Origin of the sequence: Burkholderia ubonensis, assembly GCF_902833085.1 — a bacterium.
Lineage (GTDB): Bacteria > Pseudomonadota > Gammaproteobacteria > Burkholderiales > Burkholderiaceae > Burkholderia > Burkholderia ubonensis.
Window position 1 is genome coordinate 45,412 of sequence record NZ_CADFEB010000005.1, and the last position, 17,821, is coordinate 63,232.

Here is a 17,821-nt window from a genome sequence, read left to right on the forward strand (position 1 = left end):
GTGCATCGCGGCGCATTTCATCGACTTCCGATCGCGGGCGCTACGCGTTCGCGCCACACGCATGCTCGGGTTGGCTCCCAAATACCTGTCCTGGCTCTGCCAGGGCTTCCTGCTGACGCTCGGCCTGTCGGCCGCGTCGGCCGTTGCCGCGGTCGTCGGCGGTCTTGCGCTGTCGATCCTGCGCCATACGCGCCATCGGGTGCTGCGCGCCGCGGTGGCGGCCTATGTCGTCACGTTCCGCAACACGCCGCTGCTCGTGCAATTGCTGTTCTGGTACTTCGGCGTCGCGTCGCTGCTGCCCGACACCTGGGTCGCGTGGCTGAACGCGGGCCATGCATGGCATGCGGGCCCGTTCACGCTCGCGTGGCCGTCGTTCGAGTTCGTCGCCGGCTGGGTCGGGCTGAGCGCGTATACGGCCGCGTTCGTCGCAGAGGAATGCGAAGCAGGCCTGCGCGGCGTGCCGCTCGCGCAGCGCGACGCGGCCGCGGCGCTCGGCCTCACACCGTTGCAGGCGCTGCGCTATGTGATCCTGCCGCAGGCGGTGCGCATCGCGTTGCCGCCGCTGTTCGGGCAGGCCATGAATCTCGTGAAGAACTCGTCGCTGGCGATGGCGATCGGCGTCGCCGAGCTGTCGTATGCGTCGCGGCAGGTCGAGACCGAGACCTTCAAGACCTTCGCCGCGTTCGGCGTCGCGACCGTGCTGTACGTGGCCGCGGCGGCCGCGATCGAAGCGGTCGCGTACGCGTCTGCGCAATGGCGCGACCGGCTAGGCGCGGGGCATTGACGATGGAATTCTCGCTGTTCGCCGACAATCTTCCGTACCTGCTCGTCGGCGCGTTCCCGGACGGGCCGCTCGGCGGCGCCGCGCTGTCGCTGGTGCTAGCGATCGCGGCCGCGTGCGCGTCGGCGGTGCTGGGCATCGCGCTCGGCGTCGCGATGGCGCTCGCGCGCGGCTGGGCGCGCGTGCTGCTGCTCACGTTCATCGGCTTTTTCCGCGCGATTCCGGTGCTGATGCTGATCTTCTGGACGTATTTCCTGATGCCGATGCTGCTGCACACCGACGTGCCGGGGCTCGCGACGGTCGTGTGCGCGCTCGCGCTGATCGGCGGCGCGTATCTCGCGCACGCGGTGCATGCGGGGATCGTCGCGGCCGGCGCGGGGCAGTGGCAGGCAGGGCTGTCGCTCGGCCTCACGCGCTGGCAGACGGTGCGCTACGTGCTGCTGCCGCAGGCGATCCGGATCATGACGCCGTCGTTCGTGAACCAGTGGGTGTCGCTGGTGAAGGACACGTCGCTCGCGTACATCGTCGGCGTGCCTGAGCTGTCGTTCGTCGCGACGCAGGTGAACAACCGGCTGATGGTGTATCCGGCGCCGATCTTCCTGTTCGTCGCGGCGATCTACCTCGTGCTGTGCACGTCGCTCGATGGCGCGGCGCGCTGGCTGCTGTCGCGTCGTCCGCGTGCGGAACGCAACGCGCGCACGACGGCCGGGCGTGCGCGGCCGGCGCGTTGACGCCGGCGGGCGCCGTGCGCGTCAGGATGCGGTGTAGTGCGTGTTGAAGACCGCGCGCAGCGTCGATTTGTCGCTGGCGAAGTCGGCCCACAGCGGGCCGTCGGTCTGCGCGAACGCGAACGGCGCGGTGTTGATCGACGCGAGGCGGAAGCGCCATTCCGCGGCTTCCTGGCGGAACGCGGTGCGCTGCATGTCGGACAGGCCCGTTTGCGCTTGCGCAAGCGTGACGAGCGGATCGACCGGCTGGTCGGCGACCCGCACCTCGAAGTGCAGGTGCGGGCCCGTTGCCGCGCCGGTCATGCCGACCGACCCGATGCGCTCGCCCTGCCTGACATGTTCGCCGACCTTCAGCCCGTGCGCGAACGCGGACAGGTGCGCGTAGTAGGTCGAATAACCGTCGGCGTGATCGACGATCACATAGCGGCCGTAGCCGCCCGGATCGGTGCCGACGAACGACACGGTGCCGTCGGCCGCCGCGTCGACGCGCGTGCCGGACGGCGCGGCGAGATCGACGCCGGTGTGGAACGCCATCGCCTGCGACAGCGGATGGACGCGCTCGCCGAAGAACGAGCTGATGCGGGTCCACTTGACGGGCATCGTGAACGCGGCGGCTTCGAGCGGCGTGCCGTCGAGCGTGTAGTACGCACCCTTGTCGGCGCCCGGCGGCTTGAACCAGAGCGCGCCGAACGTGCGGCCCGCGACGCGCAGCTCGAGCGCGGTGAGGCGGGGCGCGCCCTGGGTCGCGTCGAACGCGAGGCGGTAGTAGTCGCCGCGATGCGCGCTTTCACGCATCGGCACCTTGCCGCTGACGATGTCGCCGAGCTGGATCCGCACTTCCGGCGGCAGGTCGAGACGGTTCAGCGTATCGGACAGCGTCAGCTCGATGTCGCCGGCACGCAGCCCGTGCTCGGGCTCGGGCGGCGCGAGCGTGAACAGGTTCGCATAGCCGAGCATGTCGTTGCGGTGCGCGCTGAGCGGCGCGAACAGGCCCGGCTGCGCATTGCGCTCGCCGATCGTCTGGACGAGCTCGTTCGTAATGAAACGCTGCGCGGTGGGGAACGGGGTGTCCGACAGCACGCGCTGCGGCATCGCGGCCGCGTCGGTGTCGACGGCGCCGGGCAGTTGCGAGACGGCCGGCAGCGTGACGGCGAGGCCGAGCGTGGCGAGGGCGCCGAGCACGGCGGCCGGCAGCATCGCGCGCACGAGCTGCCACGCGCGCGCGGGACGCGGCGCGGAAGAATCAGGAATTGCGGCAGATTTGACCAAGGGTGTCCACATCCAGGAAAACGGTTCGAGGAAAGGGTGTGGGCTGGGGCCGCCGAAAGGAGGGGTGGCGGGCGTGCAACAAAACAGGCCCCGTCAGGGGCCCGTGTCGTTTCCGTCCGACCCAACAGCGCGGGAGGCAACCCGCTTCGAACGGCGGCGTGATTGCCGGGTCAGGACCCGGTTATCACGAAGACGCTAAATAAAGATGACAGCGTCAGTCTACCGATGTTCCGCAAAATGCAGAAAATTTTAAACAGGGTCGGAAATCTTGTTTCGCAGAGCGGAAAATCGCGATGAATCCGGTGTTTTTTGCGTATCCGGACCTCATTCCGGCAATTTTTGCGCGCAGCGCCGGAGCGCGGCGGACGTGCGCACCGCGTCGAAGCCGGCATCGAGGATCGCCTCGGCGTCGTTCCACAGATTGCCGCGCAGGCGGTTGGTCCAGATCATCGACGCGAACACGCCTTCGAGCAGCGACACGAGATAGACGGCCGCGAGATGCACGTCGAGCTCGGCCGCGACTTCGCCGCCCGCGGCCGCGCGTCGCAGCAGCGCCTTCGTGATCCGCAGCATCTGCAGCTCGAGCAGCAGGCGGCGGCGCAGCAGCGCGCCGTTCTCGTCGCACTGTTCGCACTTCGTATACAGGATCACGAGCACGCGCTGCATCGAGCCAGGCTCGCCGCATTGCGCCAGATAGTGCGACGCGGCGCGCCGCAGCGTGTCGAGCGCGGGTTGCCCGTCGCCGGCCTCGAAGCCCTCGGACGTGCGCGCGAACGCGCGGTCGCACATCGCCAGGCATACCTCCATCTTGTTCTTGTAGTGCCCGTAGACGGCGCCCCGGGACATGCCGGCGGCCTCCGCGAGGTCCGCCATCGCGGTTTGGGCAACGCCTTTCTCGAGCAGCACGAGCTCGGCGGCATCGAGGATCCGGTGCTTGATGGCAAGAGATTCTTCCCGGGTCTTGCGGGCCATGTTGCGAGATTCCTTACGTTTTGCTGTCGCTTTATTGAGACAATGTGGCGGTAAATTTAAATCCGTGTGTATTTAATCAGACATGACTGATTATAATCGGTCACCCTGAGCCGCCGCATTTTACTGGCGGCGCACGATCCGAGGTCCATATGAAGAAGAACAACAATCGCTCCCTGACGCGCCGCCGGCGGCTGGCGCCGTTCGCGCTGGCGGCCGCGCTGGCCGTCGCCGGATGCGGAAAGGGCGAGCGCGACGCCGCGCCGGAGACCGCGCAGCGCGCGACGGTGGTGACCGTGCGGCCGACCGCGGTGCCGCTCTCCGTCGAGCTGCCGGGCCGGCTCGAAGCCTACCGGCAGGCGGAAGTGCGCGCGCGGGTCGCGGGCATCGTCACCGCGCGCACCTACGAGGAAGGGCAGGAGGTGAAGCAGGGCGCGGTGCTGTTCCGCATCGATCCCGCGCCGCTGAAGGCCGCGCGCGACGCGGCGCAGGGCACGCTGGCGAAGGCGCAGGCCGCGTCGCTCGCGGCGACCGACAAGCGCCGCCGCTACGACGATCTGGTGCGCGACCGCGCGGTCAGCGAGCGCGACCACACCGAGGCGGTTGCCGCCGACGCGCAGGCGAAGGCCGAGGTCGCGTCGGCGAAGGCCGAGCTCGCGCGCGCGCAGCTCCAGCTCGACTATGCGACCGTCACCGCGCCGATCGCGGGCCGCGCGCGGCGTGCGCTCGTCACCGAGGGCGCGCTGGTCGGCCAGAACGAGGCGACGCCGCTCACGACCGTCGAGCAGCTCGATCCGATCTACGTGAACTTCTCGCAGCCGGCCGCGGACGTCGACGCGCTGCGCCGCGCGGTGACGAGCGGCCGCGCGACCGGGATCGCGCAGCAGGACATCGCCGTGACGCTGCTGCGCCCGGACGGCACCGCGTATCCGCTGAAGGGCAAGCTGCTGTTCCGCGATCTCGCGGTCGATCCGACCACCGACACCGTCGCGATGCGCGCGCTGTTCCCGAATCCGGACCGCGAGCTGCTGCCCGGCGCCTACGTGAAGATCGCGCTCGACAACGCGGTCGACCGCCAGGCGATCCTCGTGCCGCGCGACGCGCTGCTGCGCACGGCCGACCGCGCATCGGTGCGGGTGGTCGGCGCCGACGGCAAGGTCAAGGACGTCGAGGTCGCGGCCGACCAGATGAGCGGCCGCGACTGGCGCATCACGCGCGGCCTGAAGGGCGGCGAGCGCGTGATCGTCGACAACGCCGCGCAATTCTCGCCCGATACCGCGGTGCAGCCCGTCGAGCGGGCAGGGCCGGCCAAGGCGGGGCAACCCGCGGCCGCCTCCGCTCCCGGCGCCACCGCCCGCCAAACCTGACCGGTTCGAATCAACATGGCACGTTTCTTCATCGATCGCCCCGTGTTCGCGTGGGTGATCGCAATCTTCATCATGCTGGGCGGCGTGTTCGCGATCCGCGCGCTGCCCGTCGCGCAGTATCCGGACATCGCGCCGCCCGTCGTCAGCATCTACGCGACCTATCCGGGCGCGTCCGCGCAGGTCGTCGAGGAATCCGTCACCGCGCTGATCGAGCGCGAGATGAACGGCGCGCCCGGGCTGTTGTATACGTCCGCGACGAGCAGCGTCGGCATGGCGTCGCTGTACCTGACGTTCAAGCAGGGCGTGAATGCCGATCTCGCCGCGGTCGAGGTGCAGAACCGCCTGAAGACGGTCGAGGCGCGGCTGCCCGAGCCCGTGCGGCGCGACGGCATCCAGGTCGAGAAGGCTGCCGACAACATCCAGCTCGTCGTGTCGCTGACGTCCGAGGACGGCCGGATGAACGCGGTGCAGCTCGGCGAATACGCGTCGGCGAACGTCGTGCAGGCGCTGCGGCGCGTCGAGGGCGTCGGCAGGGTGCAGTTCTGGGGCTCGGAATACGCGATGCGGATCTGGCCGGACCCGGTCAAGATGGCCGGCGACGGGCTCACCGCGTCGGACATCGCGGCGGCCGTGCGCGCGCACAACGCGCGCGTGACGGTGGGCGACATCGGCCGCGGCGCGGTGCCGGACAGCGCGCCGATTGCGGCGACCGTGTTCGCCGACGCGCCGCTGAAGACGCCCGCGGATTTCGGCGCGATCGCGCTGCGCGCGCGGCCGGACGGCTCGGCGCTGTTCCTGCGCGACGTCGCGCGCATCGAGTTCGGCGGCAACGACTACAACTACCCGTCCTACGTGAACGGCAAGGTCGCGACCGGCATGGGCATCAAGCTCGCGCCGGGCTCGAACGCGGTTGCCACCGAGCAGCGCGTGCGCGCGACGATGAACGAGCTGTCGAAGTTCTTCCCGCCGGGCGTCAAGTACCAGATTCCGTACGAGACGTCGTCGTTCGTGCGCGTGTCGATGAACAAGGTCGTCACGACGCTGATCGAGGCGGGCGTGCTGGTGTTCCTCGTGATGTTCCTGTTCATGCAGAACCTGCGCGCGACGCTGATCCCGACGCTCGTCGTGCCGGTCGCGCTCGCGGGCACGTTCGGCGTGATGTTCGCGGCGGGCTTCTCGATCAACGTGCTGACGATGTTCGGGATGGTGCTCGCGATCGGCATCCTCGTCGACGACGCGATCGTCGTCGTCGAGAACGTCGAGCGGCTGATGGTCGAGGAAGGGCTCGCGCCGTACGAGGCGACCGTCAAGGCGATGACGCAGATCAGCGGCGCGATCATCGGCATCACCGTGGTGCTGACGTCGGTGTTCGTGCCGATGGCGTTCTTCGGCGGCGCGGTCGGCAACATCTACCGGCAGTTCGCGCTGTCGCTCGCGGTGTCGATCGGCTTCTCGGCGTTCCTCGCGCTGTCGCTGACGCCCGCGCTGTGCGCGACGCTGCTCAAGCCGGTCGCCGACGGCCATCACGAGAAGGGCGGCTTCTTCGGCTGGTTCAACCGCTTCGTCGCGCGGGCGACGCAGCGCTATGCGCTGCGCGTCGGCGGCATGCTGAAGAAGCCGGTGCGCTGGCTCGTCGTGTACGGCGCGCTGACCGCGGTCGCCGCGCTGATGCTGACGCGCCTGCCGACCGCGTTCCTGCCGGACGAGGACCAGGGCAACTTCATGGTGATGGTGATCCGGCCGCAGGGCACGCCGCTCGCGGAAACGATGCAGAGCGTGCGCGAGGTCGAGACCTACGTGCGCACGCAGGAGCCGGCCGCGTACACGTTCGCGCTCGGCGGCTTCAACCTGTACGGCGAAGGGCCGAACGGCGGGATGATCTTCGTGACGCTGAAGAACTGGAAGGACCGCAAGCGCGCGCACGACCAGGTGCAGGCGATCGTCGCGCGCATCAACGAGCGCTTCGCGGCGACGCCGAACACGACGGTGTTCGCGATGAACGCGCCGGCGCTGCCGGATCTCGGCTCGTCGAGCGGCTTCGACTTCCGGCTGCAGAACCGCGGCGGGCTCGACTACGCGGGGTTCTCCGCCGCGCGCGCGCGGCTGCTCGCCGAAGGCGGCAAGCAGCCGGCGCTCACCGACCTGATGTTCGCGGGCACGCAGGACGCGCCGCAACTGAAGCTCGACATCGATCGCGCGAAGGCGTCCGCGCTCGGCGTGTCGATGGAAGAGATCAACACGACGCTCGCGGTGATGTTCGGCTCCGACTACGTCGGCGACTTCATGCACGGCACGCAGGTGCGGCGCGTGATCGTGCAGGCGGACGGCCGGCACCGGCTCGATCCGGACGACGTGAAGAAGCTGCGCGTGCGCAATGCGCGCGGCGAGATGGTGCCGCTCGCCGCGTTCGCGACGCTGCACTGGACGCTCGGCCCGCCGCAGCTCACGCGCTACAACGGCTTCCCGTCGTTCACGATCAACGGCTCGGCCGCGCACGGCCACAGCAGCGGCGAGGCGATGGCGGCGATCGAGCGGATCGCGGGCGAGCTGCCGGCCGGCATCGGCTACGCGTGGTCGGGGCAGTCGTTCGAGGAGCGGCTGTCGGGCGCGCAGGCGCCGATGCTGTTCGCGCTGTCGGTGCTCGTCGTGTTCCTCGCGCTCGCGGCGCTGTACGAGAGCTGGTCGATTCCGTTCGCGGTGATGCTGGTCGTGCCGCTCGGCGTGATCGGCGCGGTGCTCGGCGTGACGCTGCGGATGATGCCGAACGACATCTATTTCAAGGTGGGGCTGATCGCGACGATCGGGCTGTCCGCGAAGAACGCGATCCTGATCGTCGAGGTCGCGAAGGATCTCGTCGCGCAGGGAATGTCGCTCGTCGACGCGGCGCTCGAGGCCGCACGGCTGCGGCTGCGGCCGATCGTGATGACGTCGCTCGCGTTCGGCGTCGGCGTGCTGCCGCTCGCGTTCGCGTCGGGCGCGGCGTCCGGCGCGCAGATGGCGATCGGCACCGGCGTGCTCGGCGGCGTGATCTCGGCGACCGTGCTCGCGGTGTTCCTCGTCCCGCTGTTTTTCGTGATCGTCGGCCGGCTGTTCAACGTCGGCGCGCGCCGCCGCGGCGGTTCGCAACCGGTGACGATGGAGGGTACGTCCTGATGTTTCGCATGACTACACGCTCGGGGCTGCGCGCACCGGTTGCATTCGCCGCCGCGCTGGCGCTCGCGGGCTGCTCGCTCGCGCCGCGCTACGAGCGCCCGGCGGCGCCGGTGCCGGCGAGCTATGCGCCGGTGGACGGCGCGCCGTCGGCCGCGCAGCCGTCCAATCCCGCGCTGCTCGACGACTGGCGCGCGTATTTCACCGATCCGGCGCTGCAGGCGTGGATCGATGCGGCGCTCGCGAACAACCGCGACCTGCGGGTCGCGGCGGGCCGCGTCGAGGAAGCGCGCGCGCTGTACGGCGTGCAGCGCGCGGACCGGCTGCCGTCGCTCGACGCGAACCTCGGCTACGAGCGCACGCGCGTGTACGACCCGGTCGTGCGCCAGAGCGCGGTGAGCGGGCTGTATCGCGCGGGCGTCGGCGTCAGTGCCTACGAGCTCGACCTGTTCGGCCGCGTGAAGAGCCTGTCGGACGCGGCGCTCGCCGAGTACTTCGCGACCGCCGAAGCGCAGCGCACGGTGCGGATCGGCGTGATTGCCGAAGTCGCGAACGCGTATGTGGCGGAGCGCTCGCTGCACGAGCAGCTCGCGCTGGCGCAGCGCACGCTCGACGCGCGCGAGCGGATCGCATCGCTGACCCAGCGCCGCTATGCGGCGGGCACGAGCGACGCGATCGAACTGCGCTCCGCCGAGATGCTGGTGGCGGCCGCGCGCGCGTCGCAGGCCGCGCTGCAGCGCGAGCATGCGCAGGCGGTGCGCGCGCTGCAGCTGCTCGCGGGCGATTTCGCGCGCGCGGCGCCCGGCGACGGGCTGACGCTCGACACGCTCGCGATCGCGCCCGTCGCGCCGGGCGCGCCGAGCGCGCTGCTCGAACGGCGGCCGGACATCCGGCAGGCCGAGGCGCGCCTGAAGGCCGCGAACGCGCAGATCGGCGCGGCGCGCGCGGCGTTCTTCCCGCGCATCACGCTGACGACCGACATCGGCTCGGTCAGCGACGCGTTCTCGGGCCTGTTCGCGGCCGGCACCGGCGTGTGGACGTTCGCGCCGCGCATGACGCTGCCGATCTTCGCGGGCGGGCGCAATCGCGCGAACCTCGACGTCGCGACGGCGCGCAAGCACATCGCGGTCGCCGAATACGAGAAGAGCGTGCAGGTCGCGTTCCGCGAAGTGGCGGATGCGTTCGCCGCGCGCGACTGGATCGACGCGCAGCTCGCCGCGCAGCAGGCGGTCTACGAAGCGGACGGCGCGCGGCTGAAGCTCGCCGAGCGCCGCTACGGCAGCGGCGTCGCGACCTATCTCGAACTGCTCGACGCGCAGCGCAGCACGTTCGAATCCGGGCAGGAGCTGATCCGGCTGAAGCAGCTCAGGCTCGGCAACGCGATCACGCTGTATCGCGCGCTCGGCGGCGGCTGGTCGCCGGCCGAAGCCGACGCGTGACGGCGTCGCGTCGCGTGCGTCATATCCGGTAATGTGACCGCTGTCGTCGCGCGGCCGCGGCCGCGCGTTGGATACGCTTGTCGGCACGACGGAGCGGGGCACGCATGATGATCGATCCAGCACGGCCGGGAGTGGCGTTCGCCGCCGGGATGGTGCTCGTGGCGGCGCAAGCGGCGCACGCGCAGGCGGCTGACGGCGCGGCAATGGCGGCACCGGCCAAGGAAGCGAGCGTCGCGGCAAGCCAGCCTGCGCACGCGCTAGCTGACGCGGCGACGATTCCCCCCGGCGCGGCGGCCGCGACGGCGAACGTCGCGGGCGTCGCATTGCCGGTCTTCACCTATCGCCCCGCGCATTGCACGCCCGCGACGCTGCTCGTCGTGTTCCACGGCGTGCAGCGCGACGGCGCCGCTTATCGCGACCACGCGACGCCGCTCGCCGAGCGCATTTGCGCGATCGTCGTCGCGCCGCAGTTCGACGCGGCGCGCTTTCCACGCAACGTTTATCAATATGGCGGCGCGAGCGCCGCGCACGGATTGTCGCGCGACCCGCGCCAGCCGCGTGCGCTGGTCGCGCCGCTCATCGACTGGGCGCGGCGCGCGTCGGGGATCGCCGCACCCCGCGTCGTGCTGCTCGGCCATTCGGCGGGCGCGCAGTTCCTCGATCGCGTAGCCGCGTACGGCGGCGTGCCCGGCGTCGCACGCATCGTGATCGCGAATCCGTCGACCTGGGTGATGCCGAGCGTGACCGACGCCGCGCCGTTCGGCTTCGGCGGCCTCGGCCCGGCGCATGCCGGGGACGATGCGCTGCGCGCGTATCTCGCGCAACCGGTGACCGTGCTGCTCGGCACGGACGACACCGGCGGCAGGCACCTCGTCCACGGCAGCGAAGCGGACGGGCAGGGGGCCAACCGCTACGCGCGCGGCCTCGATGCCTTTCGCGCCGCCCGGACCGTGGCCGGGCAACGCGGCTGGACGTTCAACTGGCGCCTCGTCGAGGCGCCCGGCATCGGCCACGATGCCGCCCGCCTGTTCGCATCGCCGGCCGCGCGCCGCGCGGTGCAGGACGACCGCTGATTCCTCTCCTTCTTCCCGCTTTTCAGGCTGCGCGCGCGACGGTACGACGCCGTCGCGCGTGCATCGGCTTCGTTATTCAATTGTTAAATCCGATTTTCAATTTGATTACGTGATTTTGATTATTCGGTGGCAAAGTGACGTATGTAAAACGTTAAACTCGATCGCGCAAACGATTGCGCGAAATTCGGGTTGCGGGCGAGACGGAAGTTAATTTCTTGTGAATTGAAAATGGCGTCGTGCTGCCGTTGTGAGTCGGCAACGAATGGCGGATTGGTACAGGATTATGGCCTTGTGGTGACGGATCGCCTGAAGCCAGTGCCAGCGCGCATCCGGCGGGTTTTTCGAGGGTGCGCCGGGAAATGTTCTTTATCTTCAGACGTTTTTAGAATGTCAATCAGGATTGCAGATAAAAATAAAAAGATTGTGAACTGACGGGAAATAATCATAAGAATGATGGTAAATCGGACATTGTCAGATCGCATTTAACAATGATTTACAAAAAACTTTCGGATTTATCTCAATAATGCCGCCTCGTGACGGACGGGGCGAGCCAAGCGCTACCGGTTGTGTCCGCCACGTCGTCCCATTCTTTTGCCATTCATACGGAATCGATCATGAAGAAAACCCTCCTGTCCGCCGTCGCCTTCGCAGCACTGTCCTCGTCGGCCTTCGCTGCCGGCACCGGCACGATCAACTTCACGGGCGAGATCGTCGCGGGCGCATGCGGCATCGATTCGGGCTCGGTCGACCAGACCGTGCGTCTCGGCTTCGTGCCGACGAACGTGTTCAAGCAGGCCGGCGACAAGTCCACGCCGACCAACTTCGACATCAAGCTGACCGACTGCGACACCAGCATCGCGAAGAACGCGTTCTTCACGTTCACGGGCTCGTCGAACGCGACGCAGCCGAAGCTGATCGCGACCGTCGGCTCGGCGACCAACGTCGGCATCCGCCTGCAAGCCTCGTCGGGCGAATACCTCGACAACGGCGCCGAGCAGAAGGCGCCGGTCGTGCTGCAGAACGGCACGAACGTCGCGCGCTTCGCGGCGATGTACGAAGCGACGGCAGCCGGCGTGACGCCGGGCACCGCCGACGGCGTCGCGAACTTCACGGTCCGCTACCAGTAAGCATCCGCGTCGCGGGGAAGGGTGCGCGCACCCTTCCTCGAACCTTCTTTTCGCTTCTCGCCCCGTTCAGGAACCCCGGTAATCCCTCGTGCGAATCAGACATTCCATCCTTTGCGTCTCCGTGCTGGCCGTCGGCAGCCAGAGCCATGCGACGGAATTCAATTCGTCGTTCCTGAGCATCGACGGCGCGAGCAACGTCGACCTGTCGCAGTTCTCGCAGGCCGATTTCACGCTGCCGGGCGAGTACCTGCTCGAAGTGCAGGTCAACGACGTGTTCTTCGGGCTGCAGACGATCGAGTTCGTCGCCGGTGACGCGTCGGGCGCGGGGCGGCCCTGCCTGCCGCCGGAGCTCGTCGCGCAGTTCGGCCTGAAGCCGTCGCTCGCGAAGGACCTGCCGCGCTTCCAGGGCGGCCGCTGCGTCGATCTCGCCGCGATCGAAGGCGTGACCGTGCGCTACCTGAAGGGCGACGGACGCCTCAAGATCTCGATTCCGCAGGCGGCGCTCGAATACACCGACGCGTACTACCTGCCGCCGGAGCGCTGGACCGAGGGCATTCCGGGCGCGCTGCTCGACTACCGCGTGATCGCGAACACCAACCGCAACTTCGGCTCGGCGGGCAGCCAGACGAATTCGGTGCAGGCGTACGGGACGGTCGGCGCGAACTGGGGCGCGTGGCGCTTTCGCGGCGACTACCAGGCGCAATCGAACGCGGGCAACACGGTCTATGCGGACCGCACGTTCCGCTTCAGCCGGCTCTATGCGTTTCGCGCGCTGCCGTCGATCGAATCGACGGTGTCGTTCGGCGACGACTACCTGACCTCGGACATCTTCGACACGTTCGCGCTGACGGGCGCGACGATCCGCAGCGACGACCGCATGCTGCCGCCGTCGATGCGCGGCTATGCGCCGCTGATCGCGGGCGTCGCGCGCACCAACGCGACCGTGACGGTGTCGCAGCAGGGCCGCGTGCTGTACGTGACGCGCGTGTCGCCGGGCGCGTTCGCGTTGCAGAACATCAACACGAGCGTGCAGGGCACGCTCGACGTCGCGGTCGAGGAAGAGGACGGCTCGGTGCAGCGCTTCCAGGTGACGACCGCGTCGGTGCCGTTCCTCGCGCGCCAGGGGCAGCTGCGCTACAAGGCCGCGGTCGGCAAGCCGCGCCTGTTCGGCGGCGCCGGCATCACGCCGTTCTTCGGCTTTGCCGAGGCGGCATACGGCCTGCCGTTCGACGTGACCGTGTACGGCGGCTTCATCGCCGCGTCCGGCTATACGTCGGTCGCGTTCGGCGTCGGCCGCGACCTCGGCAGGTTCGGCGCGGTGTCCGCCGACGTCACGCATGCGAGCGCGCGGCTGTGGTGGAACGGCACGACGCGCAACGGCAACTCGTACCGCTTCAACTATTCGAAGCACTTCGATTCGCTCGACGCGGACGTGCGCTTCTTCGGCTACCGCTTCTCCGAGCGCGACTACACGAACTTCTCGCAGTTCTCGGGCGACCCGACCGCGTACGGCCTCGCGAACAGCAAGCAGCGCTATTCGGCGACGCTGTCGAAGCGCTTCGGCGAAACCTCGACCTATTTCTCGTACGACCAGACGACCTACTGGGCGCGGTCGTCCGACCAGCGCGTCGGCCTCACGCTGACGCGCGCGTTCTCGCTCGGCGCGCTGCGCCGCGTGAACGTCAGCCTGTCCGCGTTCCGCACGCTCGGCGCGGGCGGCAGCGGCAACCAGTTCTCGGTGACGGCGACGCTGCCGATCGGCGACCGCCAGACCGTCACGTCGAGCGTGACGACGGGCGGCGGCAGCACGAGCGCGAGCGCCGGCTACATCTACGACGATCCGGCCGGACGCACCTACCAGGTTTCCGGCGGCTCGACCGGGGGCCGCGCGTCGGCGAACGCGAGCTTCCGCCAGCGCACGTCGTCGTACCAGCTCACCGCGCAGGCGTCGACGGTCGCGAATTCGTACGCGGCCGCGTCGCTCGAAGTCGACGGCTCGCTGGTCGCGACGCAATACGGCGTCGCCGCGCACGCGAACGGCAACGCGGGCGACGCGCGCCTGCTGGTGTCGACCGACGGCGTGCCGGACGTGCCGCTGTCGGGCTCGCTGTCGCGCACCAATGCGCGCGGCTACGCGGTGCTCGACAGCATCTCGCCGTACAACGTGTTCGACGCGACGGTCAACGTCGAGAAGCTGCCGCTCGAAACGCAGGTGTCGAACCCGATCCAGCGGCTGGTGCTGACCGACGGCGCGATCGGCTTCGTCAAGTTCGCCGCCGCGCACGGCCGCAATCTGTTCTTGACGATGTCGGACACGGGCGGCAAGGCGCTGCCGTTCGGCGCGTCGGTGCAGGATGCGGCGAACGGCAAGGAGCTCGGCATCGTCGGCGAGGACGGCGCCGCGTACCTGACCCAGGTCCAGCCGAAATCGTCGCTGGTGGTGCGCGCGGGCGAACGCACGCTGTGCACGCTCGACGTGCTGCCGGACCAGCTCCAACTCGAAGGCACGCCGATTCCGGTGACGTGCCAGCCGCCCGGCGCGCCGCATGCGGCGACCGGCCGGACCGAACGATGACTCAACGGATTTCCGCGATGAAACCTCATTCCTTTCTTTCCCTGCGGCGCGCGACCTGCGCGCTCGCGGCCTTCGGCACGCTGCTGGCGGGCGCCGCGCACGCGTCGATCGTGCCGGACCGCACGCGCGTGATCTTCAACGAGGGCGAGCAGGCGGCGATCGTGACGATCACGAACAAGAGCGCGACCTATCCGTACCTCGTGCAGTCGTGGATCGAGGACGCGAAGGGCAACCGCATCACGTCGCCGCTGATGGTCGTGCCGCCGTTGCAACGCGTCGAGGCGAACGAGCGCAACGTGCTGCGGATCGCGAAGCTGCCGGGCACCGCGCTGCCGGCCGATCGCGAGACGGTGTTCTACCTGAACATCCGCGAGGTGCCGCCGAAGACGGACACGCCGAACGCGCTGCAGATCGCGCTGCACACGCAGATGAAGCTGTTTTACCGTCCGAAGGGCGTGCAGCCGTCGCGTGACGAGGACCCGACGCTGCCGATGACGCTGCGCGTCGACGCCGCCGCGCACAGGCTCGTGTTCGACAACCCGACGCCGTTCCATGTGACGGTGGTCGACGTGGCGGCGGGCGCGCAGAAGACGCCGGTGCTGCCCGACCCGGTGATGGTGAGTCCGATGAGCACGGCGGACGTGCCGTTCAAGGGCGCGGCGGGCGCGACGCTGTTCGTCACACATATCGACGACTACGGCGGCCAGGTCGCGGTGGAGTATGCGTGCGAGGCGGGTGTTTGCAAGAGCGTCAAGAAATGACGGGGGCTGGACGACAACGTGTGTCGCCGGCGGCGGCGTGGCTGAGGTGGGTCGTGCTCGCGATGCTGGTCGTGGCGGTGCAGCCGGCGTGGGCGCTGCGTTGCCTGACCAACGGTGGGGCCACGTCATTGACCGAGCCGATCGGCGGTGTTGCGTCGTATCCGACCGATGCGCCGGACGGGTACGTGATCTGGATATCGCCGCCGCGGACAACGACCGGGTATTGCTACAAGGACCTTGGCGACGACAAGAGCCTGAGCGTCGTCGACAACATTTATTTCTATGCCAATCCGACTCGTACGGACCCGGCTGCGTGGGGGCTCCAGATCGGCATCCGTTACAAGGGCGTCGATTATTTCGACAGGACCAGCAACCCCGGCGGCGGCGTGCCGACCGGGTTGGCCGTGGAGCCCTGCAAGAGATCGGACTTCCTCGGCGGACGTTGCAAGCGGACGCAGATCAGCCTCGACTATCAGGTCGTGGTACGCAAGAAGGGCAAATGGGTGCAGCCGCCGAACGACGTCTATACGGTGTTTCAGTTCGACGGCGAGGGTGGCCTGAATGCGTACAACACGAGCTTCCAGTACCGTCTGAGCGGTCTGCAGAACCTGAAGCCGACGCCGTGCCTCGTCGACGTGCTGGTCACGCCCGAGCCGGGCATCGTCAATTTCGGGCAGGTTCAGACCTCGGGCAGAGGGTTCCAGCCGGCCGTGCCGCGCAAGCGGTTTTCGCTGTCGCTGACCAAGAAATGCAGCATCCCGGTGCGGGTCGACGGCTACTTCGAAGTGACGAAGGGCAGCGTGCAGAACGGCTTGCTGGTGCCGGCGGCCGACAGCAACTTCGGCATCGGCATCGAAGACAGCCAGGGCAAGGCGATCGAGTTCAACAAGCAATTCACGCTCACGCAGTTTCCGGCCAACGTTGCCAACCAGAGCGTGATGCTCGACGCGGTGCTGAAGTCGTTCGGACCGCCGAAGATCGGGCCGTTCAACGCGTCGGCGACGATCCGGATTTTCCTTTACTGAGTTCGAGACGGTGCGAGCGGCGTGCGTTGCGGCGCAAGCCGCTCGCACCGAATTTCATTGACGGTGTTTCGGGGGAGACAAGATGCAGTTGAGAAGCAGTGTGGTTGCGGCAGTGCTGGCCGCTTCGACAATGAGCGCGGTTCACGCGCAGACGGCATCGGCGGGTGGATATTCGCTGACCGTGTTCGGCGATCTGGGCGGGCCGCGCCAGGGCCGGAACTATGGTTATGCCGTTAGCGCGGACGGCAAGACGATCGTCGGCGCCAACTCGAACGACGCGCAGCCGGGTCGAAGCACCGCCTTCTCATGGTCGGCCGCGACGGGCTGGCAGCGGCTGGCCGCGCCGGCGAATGCCTACGACTCTTTCGCACAGACGGTGTCGGCCGACGGCCGGATCATCGGCGGTTCGATCAGCGCGCTCCAGGCGGACGGCAACCTCGATCGATGGGCGGTGCGCTGGCCCGGCGACGGTCGCGCGCAGGAAATCGTTCCGCGTTCGGCGGGCTGGGGGAGTACGGTCGAAGTCGCGAATGGCGACGGCTCCAGGATGACCGGCAGCTTCGTCACGACCGACGGCCGGAACGCGCGGTTCTTCCGGGACCAGCGCACCGGCTTCCGCGAGTTGCCGCCGGGAGGCAATTATGCCGTTCAACTGTTCGCGATGAACCAGGCCGGCAACGCGGCCGTGGGATACGCCGGCAATGTCGACGGCGTATATGGCTCGCGTGCATTCCTCTGGACGGAGAAATCCGGCGATCGTCTGTTGCCGACGAGCAGCGCGGGCGAGCCGAGGATGGACATGGCCTGGGGCGTGACCGAAGACGGGCAGACGATCGTCGGCAGTATCGGCACCTTGCTGTCCACGCAGGACGGGCAGCGGGTCGATTCGGAAGCCGTGCGATGGACGAACGGCGGCAGCAGCATCGAGCGGCTCGGGTTTCTCGAAGGCGACGACACCAGCAGCGCATCGTCGATCAGCGCCGACGGACGCGTCGTGACCGGCGAGTCGAGCAATAGCCGAAGTGGTGAGTCGCGCGTCTACGTCTGGACCCGGCAAAGCGGCATGCGCAGTCTCGCCGCACTGCTCGAAGCCGCCGGCATTTCGGTCGGCACGCTCGACCTGATGCGCGTGATCGGCGTCAGCCCCGACGGACAGACCATCACCGGGCAGGGCTATCGCGTAGACGACCCCAACGGAACGCCACAGTTCTGGCAAGTGCACATCGATGCAGCGACGCTGCGGTCGCTGCCGCCGGCGAGCCCGGGTTCCGACACATTGCGCGTGCGGACGTCCCAGTCGAAGCTTGCGTCGCTCAAGTTGTCGTCGAAACAACGCGCGCCGCTGCGCCGCAACGCGTGCGGTACGGGCGCCGGCCGTGCGTGGCTCGTGCAATGCCGGATGCCGATGCAAGCAACGCATTGACCGATACACGCGCCGGGCGACACTGTCGGTTGCCCGGCGCCTCGTCGCCTTCATCGCACCGGTGATGGGGGCGATCGAAGCGACGTTCGCGACGCGGCTTCGCTTCACCGATCCATCTCCCCCAAAAGCCGGAA

At 68.5% G+C, this 17,821-nt stretch carries 13 protein-coding genes; 11 read left to right on the plus strand and 2 right to left on the minus strand.

What is annotated here, in order from left to right:
• Nucleotides 1-61: 61 nt before the first annotated feature.
• Nucleotides 62-784 (plus strand): amino acid ABC transporter permease, encoded by a 723-nt coding sequence (locus HWX31_RS14685; RefSeq protein ID WP_174965538.1) that lies wholly within the window; start codon nt 62-64, stop codon nt 782-784.
• A gap of 2 nt (nt 785-786) precedes the next feature.
• Nucleotides 787-1,512 (plus strand): amino acid ABC transporter permease, encoded by a 726-nt coding sequence (locus HWX31_RS14690; RefSeq protein ID WP_174965545.1) that lies wholly within the window; start codon nt 787-789, stop codon nt 1,510-1,512.
• 21 nt (nt 1,513-1,533) lie between these two features.
• Here HWX31_RS14690 and HWX31_RS14695 read toward each other — a convergent pair whose 3' ends face one another.
• Both HWX31_RS14695 and HWX31_RS14700 read right to left on the minus strand, forming a co-directional pair.
• The gene (locus tag HWX31_RS14695) at nt 1,534-2,778 is read right to left on the minus strand and encodes a M23 family metallopeptidase (RefSeq protein ID WP_174965537.1); all 1,245 of its coding nucleotides are present in this window, start codon (nt 2,776-2,778) and stop codon (nt 1,534-1,536) included.
• 324 nt (nt 2,779-3,102) lie between these two features.
• A complete protein-coding gene (locus HWX31_RS14700; RefSeq protein ID WP_174965536.1) occupies nt 3,103-3,750 on the minus strand; it encodes a TetR family transcriptional regulator in 648 nt (215 codons plus the stop codon).
• A gap of 149 nt (nt 3,751-3,899) precedes the next feature.
• Between HWX31_RS14700 and HWX31_RS14705 the strand changes: the two genes are divergently transcribed.
• The 9 genes from HWX31_RS14705 to HWX31_RS14745 all read left to right on the plus strand — a co-directional run bounded on the left by HWX31_RS14705 (nt 3,900) and on the right by HWX31_RS14745 (nt 17,687).
• On the plus strand, nt 3,900-5,114 hold the full coding sequence (locus HWX31_RS14705) for a MexX/AxyX family multidrug efflux RND transporter periplasmic adaptor subunit (RefSeq protein ID WP_174965535.1): 1,215 nt from the start codon (nt 3,900-3,902) through the stop codon (nt 5,112-5,114).
• A 15-nt stretch (nt 5,115-5,129) separates the two neighbouring features.
• Complete coding sequence (locus HWX31_RS14710; protein WP_174965534.1) at nt 5,130-8,267, plus strand: multidrug efflux RND transporter permease subunit; 3,138 nt, start codon at nt 5,130-5,132, stop codon at nt 8,265-8,267.
• A gap of 8 nt (nt 8,268-8,275) precedes the next feature.
• Nucleotides 8,276-9,703 (plus strand): efflux transporter outer membrane subunit, encoded by a 1,428-nt coding sequence (locus tag HWX31_RS14715; protein WP_415493123.1) that lies wholly within the window; start codon nt 8,276-8,278, stop codon nt 9,701-9,703.
• 104 nt (nt 9,704-9,807) lie between these two features.
• Entirely contained in the window at nt 9,808-10,776 is a 969-nt protein-coding gene (locus HWX31_RS14720; protein WP_174965532.1) for an alpha/beta hydrolase family protein, read from the plus strand.
• A gap of 614 nt (nt 10,777-11,390) precedes the next feature.
• Entirely contained in the window at nt 11,391-11,903 is a 513-nt protein-coding gene (locus HWX31_RS14725; RefSeq protein WP_059807127.1) for a fimbrial protein, read from the plus strand.
• An 88-nt stretch (nt 11,904-11,991) separates the two neighbouring features.
• Nucleotides 11,992-14,478, plus strand: coding sequence for a fimbria/pilus outer membrane usher protein (locus HWX31_RS14730; protein ID WP_481971380.1), 2,487 nt, complete (start codon nt 11,992-11,994; stop codon nt 14,476-14,478).
• Between the two features lie 17 nt (nt 14,479-14,495).
• A complete protein-coding gene (locus HWX31_RS14735; protein ID WP_174965531.1) occupies nt 14,496-15,239 on the plus strand; it encodes a fimbrial biogenesis chaperone in 744 nt (247 codons plus the stop codon).
• Nucleotides 15,236-16,264 (plus strand): fimbrial protein, encoded by a 1,029-nt coding sequence (locus HWX31_RS14740; RefSeq protein WP_174965530.1) that lies wholly within the window; start codon nt 15,236-15,238, stop codon nt 16,262-16,264. The genes HWX31_RS14735 and HWX31_RS14740 overlap by 4 nt, the downstream gene beginning before the upstream one ends.
• A 130-nt stretch (nt 16,265-16,394) precedes the next feature.
• The gene (locus HWX31_RS14745) at nt 16,395-17,687 is read left to right on the plus strand and encodes a calcium-binding protein (protein WP_244143749.1); all 1,293 of its coding nucleotides are present in this window, start codon (nt 16,395-16,397) and stop codon (nt 17,685-17,687) included.
• Nucleotides 17,688-17,821: the final 134 nt, after the last annotated feature.

What these genes read in the sequence shown, in the direction of transcription:
- HWX31_RS14685 (WP_174965538.1), top strand. Translation starts at nt 62, where the DNA reads ATGCTCGGGTTGGCTCCCAAATACCTGTCCTGGCTCTGCCAGGGCTTC.
- HWX31_RS14690 (WP_174965545.1), top strand. Translation starts at nt 787, where the DNA reads ATGGAATTCTCGCTGTTCGCCGACAATCTTCCGTACCTGCTCGTCGGC.
- HWX31_RS14700 (WP_174965536.1), bottom strand. Translation starts at nt 3,750, where the DNA reads ATGGCCCGCAAGACCCGGGAAGAATCTCTTGCCATCAAGCACCGGATC.
- HWX31_RS14705 (WP_174965535.1), top strand. Translation starts at nt 3,900, where the DNA reads ATGAAGAAGAACAACAATCGCTCCCTGACGCGCCGCCGGCGGCTGGCG.
- HWX31_RS14710 (WP_174965534.1), top strand. Translation starts at nt 5,130, where the DNA reads ATGGCACGTTTCTTCATCGATCGCCCCGTGTTCGCGTGGGTGATCGCA.
- HWX31_RS14715 (WP_415493123.1), top strand. Translation starts at nt 8,276, where the DNA reads ATGACTACACGCTCGGGGCTGCGCGCACCGGTTGCATTCGCCGCCGCG.
- HWX31_RS14720 (WP_174965532.1), top strand. Translation starts at nt 9,808, where the DNA reads ATGATGATCGATCCAGCACGGCCGGGAGTGGCGTTCGCCGCCGGGATG.
- HWX31_RS14725 (WP_059807127.1), top strand. Translation starts at nt 11,391, where the DNA reads ATGAAGAAAACCCTCCTGTCCGCCGTCGCCTTCGCAGCACTGTCCTCG.
- HWX31_RS14735 (WP_174965531.1), top strand. Translation starts at nt 14,496, where the DNA reads ATGAAACCTCATTCCTTTCTTTCCCTGCGGCGCGCGACCTGCGCGCTC.
- HWX31_RS14740 (WP_174965530.1), top strand. Translation starts at nt 15,236, where the DNA reads ATGACGGGGGCTGGACGACAACGTGTGTCGCCGGCGGCGGCGTGGCTG.
- HWX31_RS14745 (WP_244143749.1), top strand. Translation starts at nt 16,395, where the DNA reads ATGAGCGCGGTTCACGCGCAGACGGCATCGGCGGGTGGATATTCGCTG.